Raw genomic sequence first — 18,320 nt, forward strand, 5'->3', positions numbered from 1 at the left:
TTGCGTTGTTGCCCATTCTTGGGGAAAGTCTTGCTGAGTATGGACTCTCAAAGCAGTAGAAAAAGCAGTAATTGCCAGCTCGATATTTTCTGCCTTCTCTCCTAGAATTCTTTCAAGGTAGGCATTACCGAGACAATTTTGCGTTGTTGCCCATTCTTGGGGAAAGTCTTGCTGAGTATGGACTCTCAAAGCATCAGAAAAAGCAGCAATTGCCAGCTCGATATTTTCTGCCTTCTCTCCTAGAATTTTTTGAACGTAGGCAAGACCGAGATTATATTGCGTTGTTGCCCATTCTCGGGGAAAGTCTTGCTGAGTATGGACACTCAAAGCAGCAGTATAAGCAGCGATCGCCAATTCTATATTTTCTGCTTTCTCTCCTAGAATTCTTTCACAGTAAGCATTACCGAGATTATATTGCGTTGTTGCCCAATTTTGGGGAAAGTCTTGCTGAGTATGGACACTCAAAGCATCAAAAAAAGCAGCGATCGCCAATTCTATATTTTCTGCTTTCTCTCCTGTGATTCTATCAACGTAGACAGCACCGAGACAATTTTGCGTTCCTGCCCAATCTTGGGGAAAGGCTTGCTGGGTGTAGACAGTCAAAGCATCAGAAAAAGCAGCGATCGCCAATTCTATATTTTCTGCTTTCTCTCCTAGAATTCTTTCACGGTAGGCAAGACCGAGACAATTTTGTATTGTTGCCCATTTTTGGGGAAAGGCTTCGCTGGTGTAGACTGTCAGCGCGACTTTATAGCCAGTGATGGCAATTTCCATATTGCTGGCTTTGTTACCCAAGGGGAATTGCTGAATTAGATCGCTAAAAAGGAAAATATCTGCAGCGATGGATTCCGCCACATCTGCTTGGGCTTCCCTCAGTGTCTTTGTTCCCCACTGGCGCAATATTTCTGCGAACACTTCGTCAAGTTTGTCTGTATTCTTTTCCAGTAATGGGTAAACTAGCTGTGCGTTACCTCTACTATCTGCTGTTACTTTCAGCACTTGTTCTAAGAAATCTAAGTATTCTTTTTCTGTGGCAGTCGATGATAATTTACTAGAAACCCCAAGCTGCTGTCCTGCTATATTCATTAAACGATTAGCTTGGTCTAATTCGCCCTGCCTTAGTAGATTACTTGCCATTTCCAGCATCTTTTGTACTAAGCCAGCATCAATTAAATCTTGGTTTGCTGCCAAAATCTTTCGGATTTCGTTACTACGGCAATTCAACAGGCGTTGAATGAGGTTGAAATAGGCTTGCTGACGCTGTTCGTTCATAGCTAAGGGCGTGAGAGTCGCACATATTTTCCTATCAGAGAAATTCAACACCAGCGTCCTAGATTCCGGAAACGGATGGAGTTTCATCACAGGTGATGCATTCCCCACAACCAGCGATCATCGCCCTAAATCTACATTCAACAAAAAAACTTGCTACTGAAGCTTTTAAGTCACTACCACTACCACGACAAGATTTTGTCCCAACGACATTAATCTGTCACCGATGACAGATAATTAGTCACTGTACAAAATTTAATGGACGTAACTGGACTCGAACCAGTGACCTCTACGATGTCAACGTAGCGCTCTAACCAACTGAGCTATACGTCCGCAACTTTATTAAAATAGCATAGATTTAGCAGAATTGTCAAGATTAATTTGCTAAAGTTGCCTGCGAGTCGGCAAATTCTGTATTTATTTTGCTCATACAAGTGTATACAATCAACATGTGCTTCTACTCAAAGCTTGAACACAACAGGGCTGTTGACTTTTTAGTTACGGGTCAATTCCACAATTATTCTGAGGTTGCCTTGCCAGGAAATGCAAGAGCAGATTTGGAAAAAAATCATCAGAATATAGTAGAAACTTTGACTATGCCCCAACGCAGATGCAATGAGACAGCTTGATATATTAGTTTTAAGTTAGTTTAAATAACAGAGAGTCCTAAATAGGATTGTTACAATCTGTATAATAGTTAAATTTTGTTAATTTTTTCATAGTACGTAGAATGTCAACTGCTTTAATTACTGGTGCCTCTGATGGTATTGGTAAAGCCTTTGCCGAGGAATTAGCTGCACAAAATACAAATCTTGTTTTAGTTGCTCGTTCAGAAGCAAAATTAAACCAGCTAGCCAAACAACTGCAAGAAAAATACAAAGTTCAAGTAGATACTATTGTTAAAGATCTGACAGAAACAGATGCTACTCATGATGTGTTTGATGCTGTCAAATCAAAAGGATTAACGATTGACCTGTTAATCAACAACGCTGGTTTTGCCGACTATGGTGACTTTGCTGAGACGGATCAAGAACGACAACTCAAAATGGTTCAATTGAATATTTTGGCATTAGTAGCTTTAACTCATAAATTCTTGCAAGGGATGCGACAGCGTGGTTCTGGAAGCATTATTAACGTATCTTCCCTCACCGCATTTCAACCAATGCCTTATCTTTCTGTTTATGCTGCCAGTAAAGCATTTATTGTCAGTTTTAGTCAGGCACTTTGGGCAGAAAATCGTCACTATGGTATCCGCGTTTTAGTGACTTGTCCTGGACCAGTTGAGACAAATTTCTTCACAGAAGCAAAGTTTCCTCCAGCACTTGCAGCTAAAACAAATAAAATATCGACTTCAGAAGAAGTGGTACGCGAATCATTGAAAGCTTTGGAGAGGGGAGATTCGACCGTCGTTGTTGGTGGTTTTAGCACTCACTTTATTAGCAAATTATCCAGATTTGTCCCACGCCAAACTCTGTTGAGTCTTTTGGCAAAACAGTTTAAGGCAAAAACAGTTTAAGGAAAGACGCACTATGGTGCGTCTGGATTACACATACCTTGTTAACTGCACACGGTAGCGGTCTTTTTTAGTAACAGCAATTTCCCCAACTTCTAAACGTCCCTTACTGCGAATGGCGATTAAATCGCCTGTTTTTAGTTGAGAACTTGCTTGAGTTATTTCCTTCCAGTTGACGCGAACATCTCCGCTGTCAATTAACTCAACCATTTTGCTACGGGACATTCCAAAACCAGCAGAGGCGATCGCATCCAACCTCAAAGAAGCTTCCACAGTGGTTAGTTCTTTTTTCTTTGGTTCCCGTACCTTCAACTCACTGAAATCTATACGCTGAGTTTTCACGGGAACTGATCGCACCTGCTTGAGATTCATTTCCAAAAACTCTGCTAACTCCGGTACGACGATTACCTGTGCGCCCCGTTCGCCTAGTACAATAATGTCCCCCGTCTTTTCGCGGACTATCCCAGTGGCTAGCATTGCGCCCAAAAAGTCGCGGTGAGTGGCGGTATCAAACAGGAAATTTCCGGCTATGTCTAAAGCGGTGAGTGCGACTTGAGATTGATCTAAAGGGATTTCGGAACGGGCGATCGCCACTCTTGTGCGTTCAGCCTGAGGATATCCACCCCAAACCACCAACTGCACCTCTGTCAGACGGCTAAATACCACCATGATTTCTGCTAACTCTGGAGGAGAGAGAAAATCAGTGAAAACCACTTCCCAAGTTTTGATAGCTTGTTCCGCTTGGTCAATCACACGAGCTATACTATCTCGATTTTCAACACCTTTTAAAAGTTCTTCCCGTGGCAACATTTTAAACAGTTATCAGTTATCAGTTATCAGTTATCTAGTTACAAGTTAGCAGTTATTCAGTCGTTCAGTTATGAGTGAAATTCCATATAGCTGTATTAACTGATGACTGATTAGTATTCACTGGGCGCGGCGTAACCTTGAATATTTTCTGGTTCAAACTGACGTAAGACACGGGTTGCTTGACGGGTAAGAATTTCAGGACCTTGAACGACAATCAAGTATTTGCCAGCATTCAAGCGATTTCGGTAAGGTAAAGCGTCACCGCTTCCAACCAATAAACCGACTCCACCACCGACAAACACACTACCCATAGCGCCTGCACCAGCGCCCAACAGTCCACCGATAATGTGATTGCCAATTTCACCCGCCCAAGCAAAAGTGTCCAAGCCAGTGAGGAGGCTAAAAGTAATACCTGCGAAAAATCCAAAGGGTACCAGCCAAACAGCCATGAACTGAGTTTGCTTCTTTGCTTGCTCGTTGGGGTCAATCAAGCCAAATTCATCAGCAGTTTTATAACCTTTACCCAAAATTGTAGATTTTATGGCTTCTTTTTCTAAAGCTAGATAAGCAGCTTCTGCTTGGATGCGGTCAGCTAAAACGGCAACAAGGTAATTCATTGATGTTAAAACTCAAGTCTAATAAGGATGAGAATATTACTGTACTAAGTCAAGAGGCTCGCAAAAATTATTTACACTTTTCTTCAACACATATATTAAAACGGGTGTTGCTAAGATCTTAGGAAACGTCGGCATTGTTTTGAGATGTTCCATCATCCCTTTGACTGAGCCATTAACCAAATCATCACGAAATTCTTCTTGACAAATAGCGGCACGCCATTTTCGAGCTAAAGCATCCAACCATTCTGAATTTGCTATTTCTGGTTCTTGTCCGGCTCGAATCGCTAAAGTGATTGCAGCATCTTCTAAATCTCCATCACATTCTTCTATAATATCGAGTGCTTCCATAGCTGTGAAGTCATCTGCAACTTGAGAGCGAAACTGTGCAATTTCTTTTGCCGTAACTTTCGTCATCAGATTGTGTTTTCGGTGTTTGAAGTTTTCCTTTATGCTAGGATATGACAATTTTGATAGCTCGAATCAACAATTCATCAAAAAATGTAAAGGGGCAGGAGAAAAAGGGGAAAGGTTTTCCTCTTTAACCTTTCCCCTTTACCTTCCAAGGGCGCACTGGCTCCTAATGACTATTGAGTAACCTAGCGTGCTGCTCTAGAGGTGACTGCTCGTTGTAAAGTAGCTAGAGCACGATTGTAATTCAAAATTGCTGTGACTCTAGCACCTTCAGCTTGTGTCAAGGCATTTTCTGAGATAATAACTTCAGTTTGAGTGCCGACACCTGCTTGGAATCGCAAACGTGCTAGACGTAGAGACTCTCTAGCTTGTTCAAGAGCAGTACTAGCCGTTTGAACATTCTGCAAGTTAGATTGCAATTGAGAATAAGAACTTTCTACGTTATAACGAATTTGGTTACGCGCAATGGCAAATTGATTTTCAGCAATCCGAATGTTAGCTTTTTGTTGAGCTGCGGCTGCTCTTGCTGCTCCACCATCGTACAAAAACAATCTAGCTTGGACTCCTAAGGAATAATTATCGGTACCGTTTCTTTGATCGTCAAACCGATCAGAGAGCTGGTAGCTACCAACCAAACCCACTTGAGGACCTAGCTGACTAAGCGCTGCCCGTCGCTGTTGTTCGGCAATATTGCGTTGCGCCAAATTCTGTTGCAGTTCCGGACGGTTTTTAAAAGCTAAGACAAGAGTTTCAGGCAGGGGAACATTCCACAGAGCTGCTATTCTGACTGGATCAGCCGAACTAATATCAACTGACTGCGGCAAACTTAATGTTTGGGCTAATCTACGGCGAGCAATTTGCTGCTGTGAGATACCACTTGTCAGCTGTTGTTGATAAGTTGCTAAATTGACCTGAGCACGCAGAACATCGAATCGAGTACTCACACCAGCGGCTTCCAAAGCTTGTGCATCCCGCAAACTAGCTTGACCATTTCTCACAGCAGACTGGGCAATGCGTACCTGTTCATCTGCTTGTTGCAAGTCGTAGTATTGAGAGGTGACACTCAGGCGGATTTCCTCAGATTGAACTTCAACAGCCAATTCATCGAAACGTAGCTGTTCCTCAGCAGCTCGAATGCGGGCTGTTGTTTGTCCAGAGGTGTAGAGATTGTACTCCACTTGCGCAGTACTAGAGAAATTTGTAGTAGAGGGTACATCTTCGAGTGCTGTGCGCTGTGAATTAAGTTGTTGTTGATTCAAGAAAGCAGGTCCACCACGGGTGAGACCAGCACTCAGACTGGCAGTAGGTAACAAAGCAGCTTGCGCCTGCCTTACGCTAGCTCGACTGCGCTCTACATTTAGTAATGATATCTGTAGATCCTGACTGTTTCGTCGTGCTATCTCCAGAGAGTCTGCTAAAGTAATCGGTTGAGTTCCCTGAATCCTCACTTCTTCTGGTTTGGTAGGAAACTGTAGAGGATTCGGGTTGGCTTTGAGATAATTAGGGATCTGCACCGAACTTGCTGACGCAGGAGTTGTTGGTGCAGGAGTTGTTTGCGCTGGAGTTGTTGGCGCAGGAGTTGTTCGTGCTGGCTTAGAGGAACCTGCCGGAGTTATTCGCGCAGGCGTTGTTGTCGCAGGAGTTGTTCGCGCTGGCTTAGAGGAACCTGCCTGAGCTACCAGATTTTTCATGGTATTTTGTTGCGAGCAGGTAGACGACTTCTGGAGGACGGAAGCAGAACGACCAACCTGAGTTTTACCATTTTTCGCCTGTTGCGGGCATAACTTCCCCTGATCCAACAGCTTTGCGACTTCTACTGTCCCACGGACTGGGGTTTGTAACTTGTTTGGTAACTGAGCAGAAGTTTTCTTTTCTGTAGGAAGCTGGCCCGAAGAAAGTGTTTTTTGTTCAACAGTGGAGGCGGGTCTTGAGGTTTCATTATAAGAAGAAAATGTATTTTTTGACGCCTCAGCAATAATTATTGAGTTGTTTTGTTTTTGTATGCTTGTCCCAGAAGGAGGAATCTTATTAGTCAACTGGGTTTGATTTGAGGTCGGTTTCAAGCTCATAAGCATACTTTGAACCTTATGTGCTACCTGTGGTATTGGTATACCAGTTTTTCCAGTCAATATTACCTCGACACCGCCACGAGTTATAGAAGATATTAAACCACCTCCCATAACATCAACAGTTGGTACTGCTGCGGCTAGAAAACTGCTGCTAGCAGTAGGAGGTAATTGCGGTTTAATATCGAGAGCAGTTGGAGTTCCCTCGAAAGTAGAAGTCAAGCCATCGGAAGAAGCAAAAAGCTTTACTCCAGTGGCTGGTGCAGGATTAGCCCAAGCAGGCTGAGTTGCTAATACTGCTGCTGTTACACCAGGTAAGAAACTACTAAATATTTGCTGTCTGTTCACCGCATCCCCTCACACAGAAATTAAGCGGCTGAAACTGTTTTGTCGCCACAGAATATATCACGATGCCAAGTTTAGGGATCGGAACTCTGTGTGTCTTGAAATCCTTTGACAATGCGAGACAGTTCCGCCTTCTCATCGATAGTAACGCGCGTAGGAGCACCACTGACAATTCGTTCATAGTTGCGGAACGAATCTTTAATTTCGGGACCGTCAGCCGTGATATTGTACTCGCGAATACCTTTGTCATGCCATGAACCACGCATTTTAAAGACGTTGATTGCCCGCGACATTTCTCCCCGAATTTCCACATACTGTAACATCAAAATTGTGTCTGTAATCGTAGAAATATGAGAGTCTGTAATAGAGTGCGAACCCATAAATTGCTCAGTTGTGTTGGTAAAAAAGCCCGTAATTTCTTCTTGCTTGGCATAACCTGTAACACCAATGACAAACTGCCGGAACGCATTATTACTTACCCCTCGTGCTAGTGCCGAAAGAGAGTCAATGGCAATACGAGATGGTTTAAATTCAGCAATTTCTGACTTAATAATTTGCAAGTGGTCTTCTAAACCGGTTGATTCAGGATACGTACAAATTATTTTTAACAAACCTTGACGTTCTAAATCCTCAAAATCAATTCCCCATGAGGAAGCATTACGAGAGAGTTGTGCGCGTGATTCTTCATAAGCAAATAATATCACCCGTTCACTGTGAACACAGCCATCTTGCAGAAACTTGCTAACCAACAGAGTTTTACCAGTACCAGTTGCTCCTGTTGCTAGAATAATCGAATCCCTAAAGAAACCACCGCCACACATTTGATCTAAGGCTTTAACACCAGAGGATACTCTGACGTTTGAAGACCGTTGAGTTAAGCGCATCGCTCCCAATGGGAAAATATTAATTCCTGCATTGGTAATTGTAAAAGGATATTCACCCTTCATATGTGTTGTACCACGCAGTTTGAGTATTTCAATTGTGCGACGGCGACGTTCTCCTTCTAAAACATTACGTACAATCGCCACATTATCGGAAACAAATTCTTCTACGCCAAAACAGGCAACAGGTCCGTATTCATCCGTGCGTTCTGTGGTTATAATTGTAGTCACACTTAATTGTTTCAGACGAGCAACGAGACGAAATATTTCTCGCCGCACAACTCCCACAGCTTCATACTGTTGAAAAACTGCTGTAATTGAGTCAATAGAAACGCGTTTTGCCCTATACTTACGAATAGCGTATTGTAGACGTTCAATCAGGGCAGAGAGATCGAAGTTGCCAACAACATCCTGTCCCTCTGGATCAGGAGAAGCATCGAGTATAAATAATTTTCCTTCACTAATAAGACGTTCTAAATTCCAGCCAAAAATACCAGCATTTTTAATAATATCACTAGGAGATTCTTCAAATGTAACAAACACTCCTGATTCATCAAAGTAGGTAATACCGTTATAAATAAATTGAAGAGAAAATAAAGTTTTGCCAGTTCCAGAAGTCCCGCTGACTAAAGTCGTTCTTCCTACAGGTAACCCACCATGACTAATGTCGTCAAAGCCCTCTATCATTGTCCGAATTTTTTCAACACCTCGTGTCGGTGTCTTGGTTTGCTCTAAATTTTCTTTCTGACTCATGTTGACGTTTACAAATAGGAAGGAAACCCAGTTATTGTATTAATAAGTAGTAGCTACTGCTGATTAATTTTGTGGTCTATATTACTCTTCAAACGGTTCTCGCTCGTCTTCTATCAATTCTTCATAAAGCAAATCCAATCCAATTAACACTCTTTCTCTATCCGAAAGGTCTCCGATAATTCTCCGAACTGGTGGAGGTAAAATTTTGGATAATGTCGGTGTGGCTAAGATTTTATCTTCTTCCGCCAGTTGTGGGTTCTTCAGCACGTCAATAACTTTTAAAGCATAAACACCTTGAAACTCTTGTTCCAGAATTGTTTGGAGTGTTTTTAATGCCCGTACTGAGTTCGCAGTGTTCCCTGCCACATAAAGCTTAAGAACATAGGTTTTTCGTGGTTGATTCATATTAGGTACAGGCTAGAAGTACAGATAGAACCACAATATCCTTCGATTGACTTTGGTGGAATTTTAAGGCTCGATTTTTACCAACAAAAACTGTTGAACATTTGATGAAGTTATTTTATTGATAAATTGAACAACGGTATAGTTCACACAAGTGAGCCAGTATATCAATCAATGTTATACGGTAATCAAGTAATGCTTCATCACTCCTTCCTTCTAATTTTAGCTGTTTGGAAAATTCGTCAATGATCTCCATGTGAATTTCTATGATTCGAGGCACAGGAATATTAGCAGAAAAGATTGAATTGATAAATTTATCAATGCAGTCTTTCAGTGCTTGGTCTGTAGTGGTAAAGTAGTTTATAAGGATATGGCGGTAGTCTGATTTGAGTTGTCGCAACAATGCCTGCTCTTCGGCTCTCGTCATTGGTTGATAAAAACTGGTGGAATTTTAGCTTGTGCCATTTAACAGCATGGGAATAATTCAAGCTTAATATTTTATTTATATTTTGTCCCAGCAACTTGAGTAAACACTGAAGAGAGCTTTCTGTGGTACATCTGACGAAAAATTGGGCAAGTTGACCAACAATCACGTTAGTAACGTCACTCATCTGCCCAAAGAATCCTTGTTCACTCGTTGAATCAACTGTAGAGACGTTGCATACAACGTCTGTTTGAGTCATCCAAAATGCTTTGCTATCTACGTGGAAAATCATTATGAGGAATAACATCTGTGTTGATACATTATGGTTGCTCACCCTACGGTTAAAAAGTTTAGAGCTTTTTGTGAGCCTCTCACGCTTGGCTAGAAAACCGCTAGCAACATATGAAAGAAGCACCATTCACCCTATTCCCTGTTCCCTATCAAAAAAAACACTTTTGTCGTAAATATCAAAGTACAAAGCAAATTTGGTAATTGACTTAAAGGACTGAGTGTGTTAGCAATTTCTGAGCGAGAATGAGCAGTCTGTTGCTGCTATGAAGTTATAGAACTTGGTACATGGTAGGGTAAGCGGTGAGTCAAATGAGTTGGTACACATCTACCACCGTCACTAAGTATTCGCCCCGGTCTTAATTTCGGGGCTACCGCGCTCCCATGTTGTTTACTTGTGGTATATATCCACTCTTGATATCTACCGAATTATAGATTTCTTAACTTTGCTCATTAATAAGATACTTAAACAAAGATAAACGATTGTCGCATTCCAAATCATTATAATTCCTAAAGGTTCTATAGCGAATCTTTAGAGCCATAATTGGTGTAGCTGTAGCTATGGATGACAAGTTTCAACACGCTTGAAGATACCAGTGTGGACGCCCACAATACCCTAAGGGCTATGAGACAGCGAGCAGTTCGGATAAGGATTTACCTTTCCAAACAACTGCGATGCTACAGGAGGGGAGCCACTGCTCAACTAGGATTTCCTAGATTGTTAAGGCTGGCTCCTCAGTAGTGTCCTTGGGACACGCTACGTGTCTCTCTAGAAGTGCTTTGCGCTGACAGAAGAGCAATTGGTAAAGCAAACCTGTGCCCAAGGCATAAAAATTCCCCAATTTCTTAGGGGAGCTTTTTCCACACATTGGCGGCTGACTCCAGGGTAGAGTCGCCTCCAAACTGCCAAGCGGCAAAGGTACATGCCGATCGCCGTGTGAATCACTCTTACTGGCAAAAAATGTCAGTCAGGAAGAAGCTCATCTCTAAAGCATTCAATTTTTGCTCAGAATGCTAGACTCAGTCTTCTTAGAGGAATAGCTTCAAACTTGAACACCCAAAGCTTCTTTGGCAGTTAGCTGGTGGTGCCGGAAGCCCAACCCCTAACAAGAGCGACCTCATTGCCATATGTCAATGCTACAGTACCCGCTTTATGACTTTATAGCAACCGTGCCTAGCTGCGTAGAAACAGCTACTCTGGCAATTGTGCTGGAAATTTTTCAACAAGAGGAGTGCCCCCGCCTAGCAGTTTTAGATAAGCAAAAATGCTTGTTAGGCTTGGTTTACTCTGCCCGTTTGCTACCACAATTACTGACACCAGGTCAAGGCAAAGGTGATTCTAAATGTTTAGAGTTACAGCAACCCCTTTCCACGCTGGGTCAAGGGTTAATTGAACCTATACAAACAATACCAGCATCTTTGCGTATAGAGCAATTGAGTTCGTTTCTTCATTCCCAGCAAATTCAAACAAACACGAATTTAGATTGGGCACTGGTTGACTCAAATGGCAAATTTTTGGGGCTTGTGGATAGCCCACGCTTGTTGAAAGTGTTGACAACACAAAAATTGCTCGCTTGTACTCATAAGGGGACTAAGCGCACAAATTCAAGGAAAGCACCTCAAAAGGAGACTGCGGATACTCTTGGTGATGACACCAAAGTCGCTGGAGTTAGGGGAACCACTGATAGAACTCACACAGGCGAGCAAACACGAGAATGTAAGCCACTTGTGCAGTTGTTAGAACGACTGCCTTGGCCTTTAACGCTACAAACAAGCAACGGCGAAGTCGTGACGCAAAATCCAGCTTGGTGGCAGCAATTGGGAGCATTAAAAGATCCAGAAGGAGTCAGGCGACAAGTAGAAACGATTTTGGCAAATGTCTCCTCCAAAAAATTACAATACGCGACTCAAACAGCAGCCAAAATTTCTTCCATTTTCTCATCCACAAACGAGTATTCTTGTCAAGAAAAATCTTCGTCGCGATTAGGCGAAGTGATGCCTCAAAAAGATGTGTTACCTTGCTCAACACTGGCGGCGGATCCTCACACTCAGACTCATAACCTTCAACAGCAGCCAATAGTTGAAAATCCGGCACCAAATCGCTGCTTTTTAGATAGCCAGCAAGGGACTTGTACCTGCGTAGTAGAAGTGCAAAATGGTCAGGAGCGGGTTTGGCAGTTTGCCAAAATCCCTCTAGATAGTCCTGAATTGAAAGTCTTGAGTACAAATTTAAAAACACCTCTGGCTACCAAAAACTCAGCACTCAGTAGTGAGTTGTGGCTGATGCTAGCCACTGACGTTACAGAGCAGCAGCAGCTTTCCAAAGAACTCGTGGCGAAAAATGCCGATTTAATTCAACTCAATCGGTTAAAAGATGAATTTTTAGCTTGTATTAGTCATGAACTCAAAACTCCTCTAACTGCCGTTTTAGGATTATCGCGGTTGCTGGTGGATCAGCAGTTGGGAGAATTAAACGAGCGTCAAGCGCGTTATGCAGGACTGATTCACCAAAGCGGACGCCACCTCATGAGTGTGGTTAATGATATTTTGGATTTAACCCGTATGGAAACGGGACAAATGGAGCTTACGCTCACCAACGCCAACATTCAGAAAGTGTGTGAGCGTGCTGTCTCTGAAGCAAAAGCTATTCATACCCAAAGTAACAAAGCTTCCTTAAACTCCCGAGATCAAAGTACGTCTCCACAAGAACACCAATTCACCCTCTCAATTGAACCAGGCTTAGACCAAATTGTGGCGGATGAGTTGCGCTTGCGCCAGATGCTGGTACACCTGCTTTCCAATGCTTTCAAGTTTACTGAAACAGGTGGTGAAATTGGACTCGGGGTTAGTCGTTGGGAAGGTTGGATTGCCTTTACAGTCTGGGATACAGGTATTGGTATTCCAGAACATCAGCAGCATTTAATCTTTCAAAAATTCCAACAACTCGAAAATCCTCTCACCCGTCAGCATGAAGGAACAGGTTTGGGGCTTGTCTTAACCAGAGCGTTAGCTCGTCTTCACGGTGGTGATGTGAGTTTCTTGTCGCGTGAGGGTAAAGGTAGCCAGTTTACACTACTTCTTCCACCCAGTCCTCCGAAAGAATCGGGAAGATTGGCAGATGAGGATATGGGAACAGCTTCTTTTGCGCCACGCCATCCTATCGCCCCATCAACACAATCCAACCCTACTCGACAAAAAGCCACCCAACAGGCGTCTACGGAAAATCCCGTTGAACCTTACGGGAAAACACCTGGAAGACAACATCTACAACCTATAAACCCAACACAACCCCACTTCACGAAAAACCCTATACCTGGGGGACGTCAAGGACGTATGTCCACAGGACAGGCTGCGCCAACACGCAGCGTCTTTGTATCTCCTGCGGAGACGCTACGCGAACGCGAAGCGTCTCCGAAGGACATAGGAGATACGGGTATAACCTATGCCTTTAACACATCTCTCGCGCCAGGGCAGGTTCCCCGTCAGTCCAAAAGACAAGTTCCAACGCGATTACAAACGCAGTCGCCCACGCAAGGAAAGTCGTTATTTGATTTGTCTCACCGCTCCACGGGAGTTTACGGTAAGTCATCTTGGGCTTCACGGGAAGCCGCCCTCCAAGCGTCTATAACCCATCACTTGAGTTCTTCTAAATCCCTCGTGTTGGTTGTGGAAGCAGTTGCTCGATATATTGAGGATTTGACCGAACAGCTGACAGGTTTGGGCTATCGAGTCGTGATTGCTCGTTCAGGATGTGAAGCTGTAGAAAAAGCTCGACGCTTGCAACCCAAAGCCATCTTCCTCAATCCGTTACTTCCCTTGCTGTCAGGTTGGGATGTACTGACTTTACTTAAGTCCGATGTCGCAACATCTCATATTCCTACCATTGTGACAGCAACAGGAGCTGAAAAAGACCAAGCATTTGCCAACCAAGCAGATGGTTTTTTGAGTTTGCCAGTGCAGCATCAAGTCTTAACACCGCTGATAGAAAGTTTATGTACTCCACCAGAACAAAAGCAGCAAAAATTAGATGATGATGATATTCTTCATAACAATACACCACTCAAAATTTTGAAGTTGGTTGATCCTGAGAGTGAATCTTCAACTTCGCACTCGTTACTTCAACAGCATCGGGTTATAGAAGTGGATGACTTGGATCAAGCAGAATTGCTGACTCGGGTTTGGCAGTTTGATGTCGTTTTGCTGGATATAGAAATGCCAGCAGCCGAAGCTTTGCTTAAACAACTCTCTGATCACCCCCGTTTAGCGAATCTACCGCTTGTCACCTGTAATGTGTCAACCACCCAAGCTGCTTCTCAAATGCCTGGGCTTTCTGTGTTTCCTTGCTTAACACCATTAGCAACAGATAAAAATCATGGTGGTGGCAAAACAGATGCTCTGTTGTCAGTTCTGCAAATTGCATCTGGTACATGCTACTGCCCACCCAGCATCTTAGTCGTGGATTTAGGAATACTGCCGGATTTACCAGATACAAGTCAAGCCACAGTCAGGGGTTGTCGCACACAAAAAAATTTCTCATTGAATAGCCCTATAGCTGGAGAAAATACTCCGTGTCCTTGGATTATCTCTGGTGGATCTGAGTGGTTTCAAGCTTTGATTCAGTACCTACAAACAGGTGGCTTCAAAGCCTCAATGAGTCGATCTTGGGCAGAACTGCTCCAGCAAATTCGCCACCAAAATGTTGACGTACTCCTCATTTGCCTAGGAGAGTCTAGCATCAACAAAGAGGTGTACTCAGCCCTGAAAGCGTTGCAACAGTTGCCTTTTGACTTACCACCAGTTTTGCTCCTTGATCAACGATTAAATTCTGATCAGGTTGAAGATGAGCAAACTGAGATTCCCCTATTGGAATCCATAGAAACTGTCATAAGTACTCTTGCCTCCCAGATTTTACCTCGCTCTATATCAATGGAGAACTTACTAAACGAGATTAATAAAGCTTTGGAAACTTGAGACGAAAAACACAAACTTCCACTCTTCCACTTCCACTCTTCCACTTCCGACTAGATACTCCCTGTTAAGCGTTCCCTGTTCCCTATTCCCCATAACTAAATTCTCGTTACCTTCTGAGTTCTTTCTTGTTAAAAGGAACTCGAATCAGTTGATAAGCCCCGCTTGTACCCAAGTTTTCGTAATCAGTTGGCTTTAAGTTCATTTCAGGAAACTTTGTGAGTTGAGCAAGAACTAACACTGAGGGAGGCTGTGCTTTCTTGGCAGCTTTGTCTTGAATATACTGTTCAGCATCTGTAGATACTTTGACGTAATGAATGATCTTTTTAGTATAAAAAGCAACGCTTGGTTTTTTGAAACCCACCATGATAAGTTCTTCATTGGGTTGTTGTGCTTGGACTGCGATCGCAGACAATTCCCGCAAAGGTAGCTGACGTTCCTGATCTATCAAAAACAAACAAGGCGTGAGGACAAAAACCAAAAACGCCGCAAACCCCAACACATTCACCATTAACATCGGCTGATAATAACGACGCACAAGTATTGCTGCCAGTATGAGAGCACAAAGTAGCCAAATGACACCTCCCAGTACTGATAAGCCTGACTGTTGAAACAACTCGGAGAAGTTAGGTGCAGCAGGATCCCTTATTAACTGAGGAACGTAAAACATTGCGACTGCTAACACTAATAAAAATACGACATTCACCCAACCTGTCCAGAAGAAGGGACGATCAAGAGAATCAGGGGGATATTGCTCCCTCATTTTCTCATCCTTGAGCAGATCGCTCCACAATAAAGCTACCAAAATAGCTGCTGCTGGCATTAAGGGCAACACGTAGCTGGGGAGTTTGGTAACAGCAGTGGTGAAGAAGCCAAAAACACCAATAAACCAGAAAAAGGCAAATAAACCAAGTTGACTAGAGCGTTTTTGAGAGCGCCAGTACTTTGGTTGCCAAAATTTCAGCCTTGCCATTGCCAAAGGCAAATACACTGAGTATGGTGCAAAACCTACTAATACAACGAAAAAGTAAAAATACCAAGGGGCTGAGTGGCGGTTAACCACACTTGTAAAACGTTCTAAATTATGATAACCAAAAAACGAATTAATATAATTTTCACCATTACGCCAAATAACTAGCAAATACCAGGGTACTGATAAGCATAAAGTAATGAGTAAACCTGTAAGGGGACGCATTTCCCGTAAAACGGCTTTTACATTTCCCAAATAAAGCAAAAATATGCCGATAATCAGTGCAGGTAAGACAATTCCCACTGGTCCTTTGGTTAAAATTGCACCTGCAATCAGGACATAAAAAGCCAAATACCACCGTGCTTTCACTTCTGATTGTGAGGAGGGTTGAGCATAAGCAAGAAAAAAGCACAACAACGCTGAGTCCATGCAGCCAACAAGCAACATATCAGAAACACCCGTTCTCCCCCAGACAATCATTTGTGAACTAAGTGCCATGACAGCAGCTCCCAAACCAGCTGTTAACCAGCGTCGAGTTGGGCGAGTTGTTCGCTCAAGGTAGTCTTGTCTTGCTAAATGCCACTGTATAGTGTAAAATGCCAAACTAATTAGTCCCGTAGCAGCAAGCGCTGAAGGCAAACGGACTGCCCATTCATTGACTCCAAAAATTGAGTAGGCGATCGCCTGACACCAGTAAATTAATGCCGGTTTATCAAAACGAGTTTCACCATTGAAAAATGGAGTAATCCAATCACCTGTAACAAACATTTGGCGGGAGGCTTCAGCAAACAGTGGTTCTGTCTCATCAATCAAGCCAATACTGCCCAAATGCCAAAAGAATGCTACCCCACCAATCAAAACTAACCATAAAATCGACAGAGTAACAGTGAAGACTCGACGTTTGCCCATATAGTCATTAATCATTAGTTATAAGTAAGTAGTCAATAGTCTAAATCCTAAATTAATCAACATGACTTTGGCTTAGCTTTTCGGTTCCAAGTGTTCAAGACTAAAGACTAAAGACTAAGGACTAAGGACTAAGAATCAGTTGCCATTCTTTCTTTTGAGAATTCCAGCTTGGTAAGGAAGTTTCTCCAACAACATATGGACCCCAGTAGCGACGGGAACCATCCTGTGCAAAAGCAACTAAAATATCTCCTGTCTCCAGTTCTAACTTACCGTTTGGCAAAGCTAGAATCATCCCCTTCTCACTACCCTCTTGTGGAGCAAAATCCCAATGTGCTGGGACAGCATCTTTAATCTGTCCAGAGGAAGAGCCTTTGTTTAGAGAACGCCGCGACAGTAGAGCAAGGCGCACAGGTTGATTAGTTTGGTTACTCATTCGTAAAGTTCCTTGATTTGCTGCTTGCCCACTTGATCCCTGTTGATATGTCATAACGGTATGCTTGATCCCACCCCTGCTACTTTCGACTTGATAACTTTTTGCGGATACTGATGAACCAGATGATGATGCTGCGCTCACATCCCGATGTGTTTGAGCAGATGGTAGAGAAGATGCTTTTAATTCTGTGGACTCGAAGGATACACTCTTCTGACGGCATCCCATTGGTAGAAACAGCACTCCCAACGAAAAACCTACCAGAACAGCGTGACAATACACTGGCGGGTTCATGGTAATATATTTTACGAATAAGTATTTTTTGTGTGGGCTTGACCAAGTAACAGCCTAATAGTAGTAAGAGCAATAAGACAGAAAGTTGCCCACCCAAGGCTATCTGGGAACTAGTGCGTGAAATATATCATGTATGCAACTTTTAAGCAAAACAGCAAAGTATTGCTCACAATGAAGAAAAGTATATATTTTGTATGGTTATTTAAAACCCAACAAATGCCCACAATACTATTTAAGCAAGCATATGCGTTTGCCAGATATCCTCCATAGTGAACTTGCCAGCAATAAATCCACAACCATTACCCAGCCTTTGGGCTAGCATCAACACTAATTTCCGTTTTCTACACCCATTAACGAATAACCTTAGGACATTTTATTTTTTGGATCTCCCTATAGAAATATGTCATAATTTCTTGACTTTACCTTGAAAGTAGCCCTCATAAACTGTATACAGCACAACACATGAAAATATTTCTCCCTCTCTCCCTCCCTCTCTCCTTATTTTCAAGCTAGGTAAGGGGGTTTTTGAACAGGTTTCAAAATTCATACATACGGATGCAGTGCCTACTCTCCCACACTCCCAGTCCGCAGCGGAAGTTCTATTCATGCAAAATACACGCCTAAACAACCTATTTAATGCCATTGCATTACGCTTGCGGCTATGGTTTTTCAATCCTTGGCGACGATTTTCGGTTTTGATAATTAGTTTTTTGTTCGGTTTTTTTCTGGGAAGCGCAGTTGCTACCACAGCTGGACAAAGTGCTGAATGGGACGTTGTCGTTGCTGGAATGTTAATGGTATTAACAGAAATCGGCAGCCGAATATACTACGGTCGTAGCATACGAGAGCGACAGGCGCTTTGGGTAGAATCTCTGAATATCCTTAAAATCGGTTTAATGTACAGCTTGTTTCTGGAAGCTTTTAAGCTTGGTTCGTGAACGGAAAAGGAAGAAGGAAGAAGGGAGAAGGG

At 42.9% G+C, this 18,320-nt stretch carries 12 protein-coding genes, 1 tRNA gene and 1 pseudogene; 3 read left to right on the top strand and 11 right to left on the bottom strand.

The window, feature by feature from the left end:
- Both DP116_RS15435 and DP116_RS15440 read right to left on the bottom strand, forming a co-directional pair.
- Positions 1-1,359: pseudogene (locus DP116_RS15435) on the bottom strand (tetratricopeptide repeat protein); the annotation flags it as partial.
- Positions 1,360-1,528: 169 nt separating this feature from the next.
- A tRNA-Val gene (locus DP116_RS15440) sits at positions 1,529-1,602 on the bottom strand.
- A 397-nt stretch (positions 1,603-1,999) separates the two neighbouring features.
- On the opposite strand from DP116_RS15440, the gene DP116_RS15445 reads away from it, so the two are divergent.
- Positions 2,000-2,785, top strand: a complete 786-nt coding sequence (locus tag DP116_RS15445; RefSeq protein WP_169156035.1) for an SDR family NAD(P)-dependent oxidoreductase — start codon at positions 2,000-2,002, stop codon at positions 2,783-2,785.
- Positions 2,786-2,812: 27 nt separating this feature from the next.
- Here DP116_RS15445 and DP116_RS15450 read toward each other — a convergent pair whose 3' ends face one another.
- From DP116_RS15450 to DP116_RS15480, 7 genes are all read right to left on the bottom strand, one after another.
- Positions 2,813-3,592 (bottom strand): photosystem II electron transport protein, Sll1252 family, encoded by a 780-nt coding sequence (locus tag DP116_RS15450; RefSeq protein ID WP_169156036.1) that lies wholly within the window; start codon positions 3,590-3,592, stop codon positions 2,813-2,815.
- 110 nt (positions 3,593-3,702) lie between these two features.
- Positions 3,703-4,209 (bottom strand): hypothetical protein, encoded by a 507-nt coding sequence (locus DP116_RS15455; protein ID WP_169156037.1) that lies wholly within the window; start codon positions 4,207-4,209, stop codon positions 3,703-3,705.
- A 36-nt stretch (positions 4,210-4,245) separates the two neighbouring features.
- Positions 4,246-4,623 (bottom strand): hypothetical protein, encoded by a 378-nt coding sequence (locus tag DP116_RS15460; RefSeq protein WP_169156038.1) that lies wholly within the window; start codon positions 4,621-4,623, stop codon positions 4,246-4,248.
- A gap of 182 nt (positions 4,624-4,805) precedes the next feature.
- Positions 4,806-7,034 (bottom strand): TolC family protein, encoded by a 2,229-nt coding sequence (locus DP116_RS15465; protein ID WP_169156039.1) that lies wholly within the window; start codon positions 7,032-7,034, stop codon positions 4,806-4,808.
- A gap of 71 nt (positions 7,035-7,105) precedes the next feature.
- A complete protein-coding gene (kaiC, locus tag DP116_RS15470; RefSeq protein WP_169156040.1) occupies positions 7,106-8,665 on the bottom strand; it encodes a circadian clock protein KaiC in 1,560 nt (519 codons plus the stop codon).
- Between the two features lie 81 nt (positions 8,666-8,746).
- A complete protein-coding gene (kaiB, locus tag DP116_RS15475; RefSeq protein WP_048868103.1) occupies positions 8,747-9,070 on the bottom strand; it encodes a circadian clock protein KaiB in 324 nt (107 codons plus the stop codon).
- Between the two features lie 115 nt (positions 9,071-9,185).
- Entirely contained in the window at positions 9,186-9,494 is a 309-nt protein-coding gene (locus tag DP116_RS15480; protein ID WP_169156041.1) for a circadian clock protein KaiA, read from the bottom strand.
- Between the two features lie 1,419 nt (positions 9,495-10,913).
- Here DP116_RS15480 and DP116_RS29340 point away from each other — a divergent pair.
- A complete protein-coding gene (locus DP116_RS29340) occupies positions 10,914-14,750 on the top strand; it encodes an ATP-binding protein (protein WP_246275641.1) in 3,837 nt (1,278 codons plus the stop codon).
- Positions 14,751-14,856: 106 nt separating this feature from the next.
- On the opposite strand, the gene DP116_RS15495 is transcribed toward DP116_RS29340, so the two are convergent.
- Together DP116_RS15495 and DP116_RS15500 are read right to left on the bottom strand one after the other, a co-directional pair.
- Positions 14,857-16,641, bottom strand: coding sequence for an ArnT family glycosyltransferase (locus DP116_RS15495; RefSeq protein ID WP_169156042.1), 1,785 nt, complete (start codon positions 16,639-16,641; stop codon positions 14,857-14,859).
- Between the two features lie 106 nt (positions 16,642-16,747).
- Entirely contained in the window at positions 16,748-17,350 is a 603-nt protein-coding gene (locus DP116_RS15500) for a hypothetical protein (protein ID WP_169156043.1), read from the bottom strand.
- Between the two features lie 605 nt (positions 17,351-17,955).
- Between DP116_RS15500 and DP116_RS15505 the strand changes: the two genes are divergently transcribed.
- Positions 17,956-18,288 (top strand): DUF565 domain-containing protein, encoded by a 333-nt coding sequence (locus tag DP116_RS15505; protein WP_048868108.1) that lies wholly within the window; start codon positions 17,956-17,958, stop codon positions 18,286-18,288.
- Positions 18,289-18,320 lie beyond the last annotated feature (32 nt).

Origin of the sequence: Brasilonema bromeliae SPC951, assembly GCF_012912135.1 — a bacterium.
Classification (GTDB): domain Bacteria; phylum Cyanobacteriota; class Cyanobacteriia; order Cyanobacteriales; family Nostocaceae; genus Brasilonema; species Brasilonema bromeliae.

Excerpts from the sequence above, each read along its gene's own strand:
- DP116_RS15455 (WP_169156037.1), bottom strand. The coding sequence starts at position 4,209 with ATGAATTACCTTGTTGCCGTTTTAGCTGACCGCATCCAAGCAGAAGCT.
- DP116_RS15500 (WP_169156043.1), bottom strand. The coding sequence starts at position 17,350 with ATGAACCCGCCAGTGTATTGTCACGCTGTTCTGGTAGGTTTTTCGTTG.
- kaiB (WP_048868103.1), bottom strand. The coding sequence starts at position 9,070 with ATGAATCAACCACGAAAAACCTATGTTCTTAAGCTTTATGTGGCAGGG.
- DP116_RS15495 (WP_169156042.1), bottom strand. The coding sequence starts at position 16,641 with ATGATTAATGACTATATGGGCAAACGTCGAGTCTTCACTGTTACTCTG.
- kaiC (WP_169156040.1), bottom strand. The coding sequence starts at position 8,665 with ATGAGTCAGAAAGAAAATTTAGAGCAAACCAAGACACCGACACGAGGT.
- DP116_RS15445 (WP_169156035.1), top strand. The coding sequence starts at position 2,000 with ATGTCAACTGCTTTAATTACTGGTGCCTCTGATGGTATTGGTAAAGCC.
- DP116_RS15460 (WP_169156038.1), bottom strand. The coding sequence starts at position 4,623 with ATGACGAAAGTTACGGCAAAAGAAATTGCACAGTTTCGCTCTCAAGTT.
- DP116_RS15480 (WP_169156041.1), bottom strand. The coding sequence starts at position 9,494 with ATGACGAGAGCCGAAGAGCAGGCATTGTTGCGACAACTCAAATCAGAC.
- DP116_RS15450 (WP_169156036.1), bottom strand. The coding sequence starts at position 3,592 with ATGTTGCCACGGGAAGAACTTTTAAAAGGTGTTGAAAATCGAGATAGT.
- DP116_RS29340 (WP_246275641.1), top strand. The coding sequence starts at position 10,914 with ATGCTACAGTACCCGCTTTATGACTTTATAGCAACCGTGCCTAGCTGC.
- DP116_RS15505 (WP_048868108.1), top strand. The coding sequence starts at position 17,956 with ATGCAAAATACACGCCTAAACAACCTATTTAATGCCATTGCATTACGC.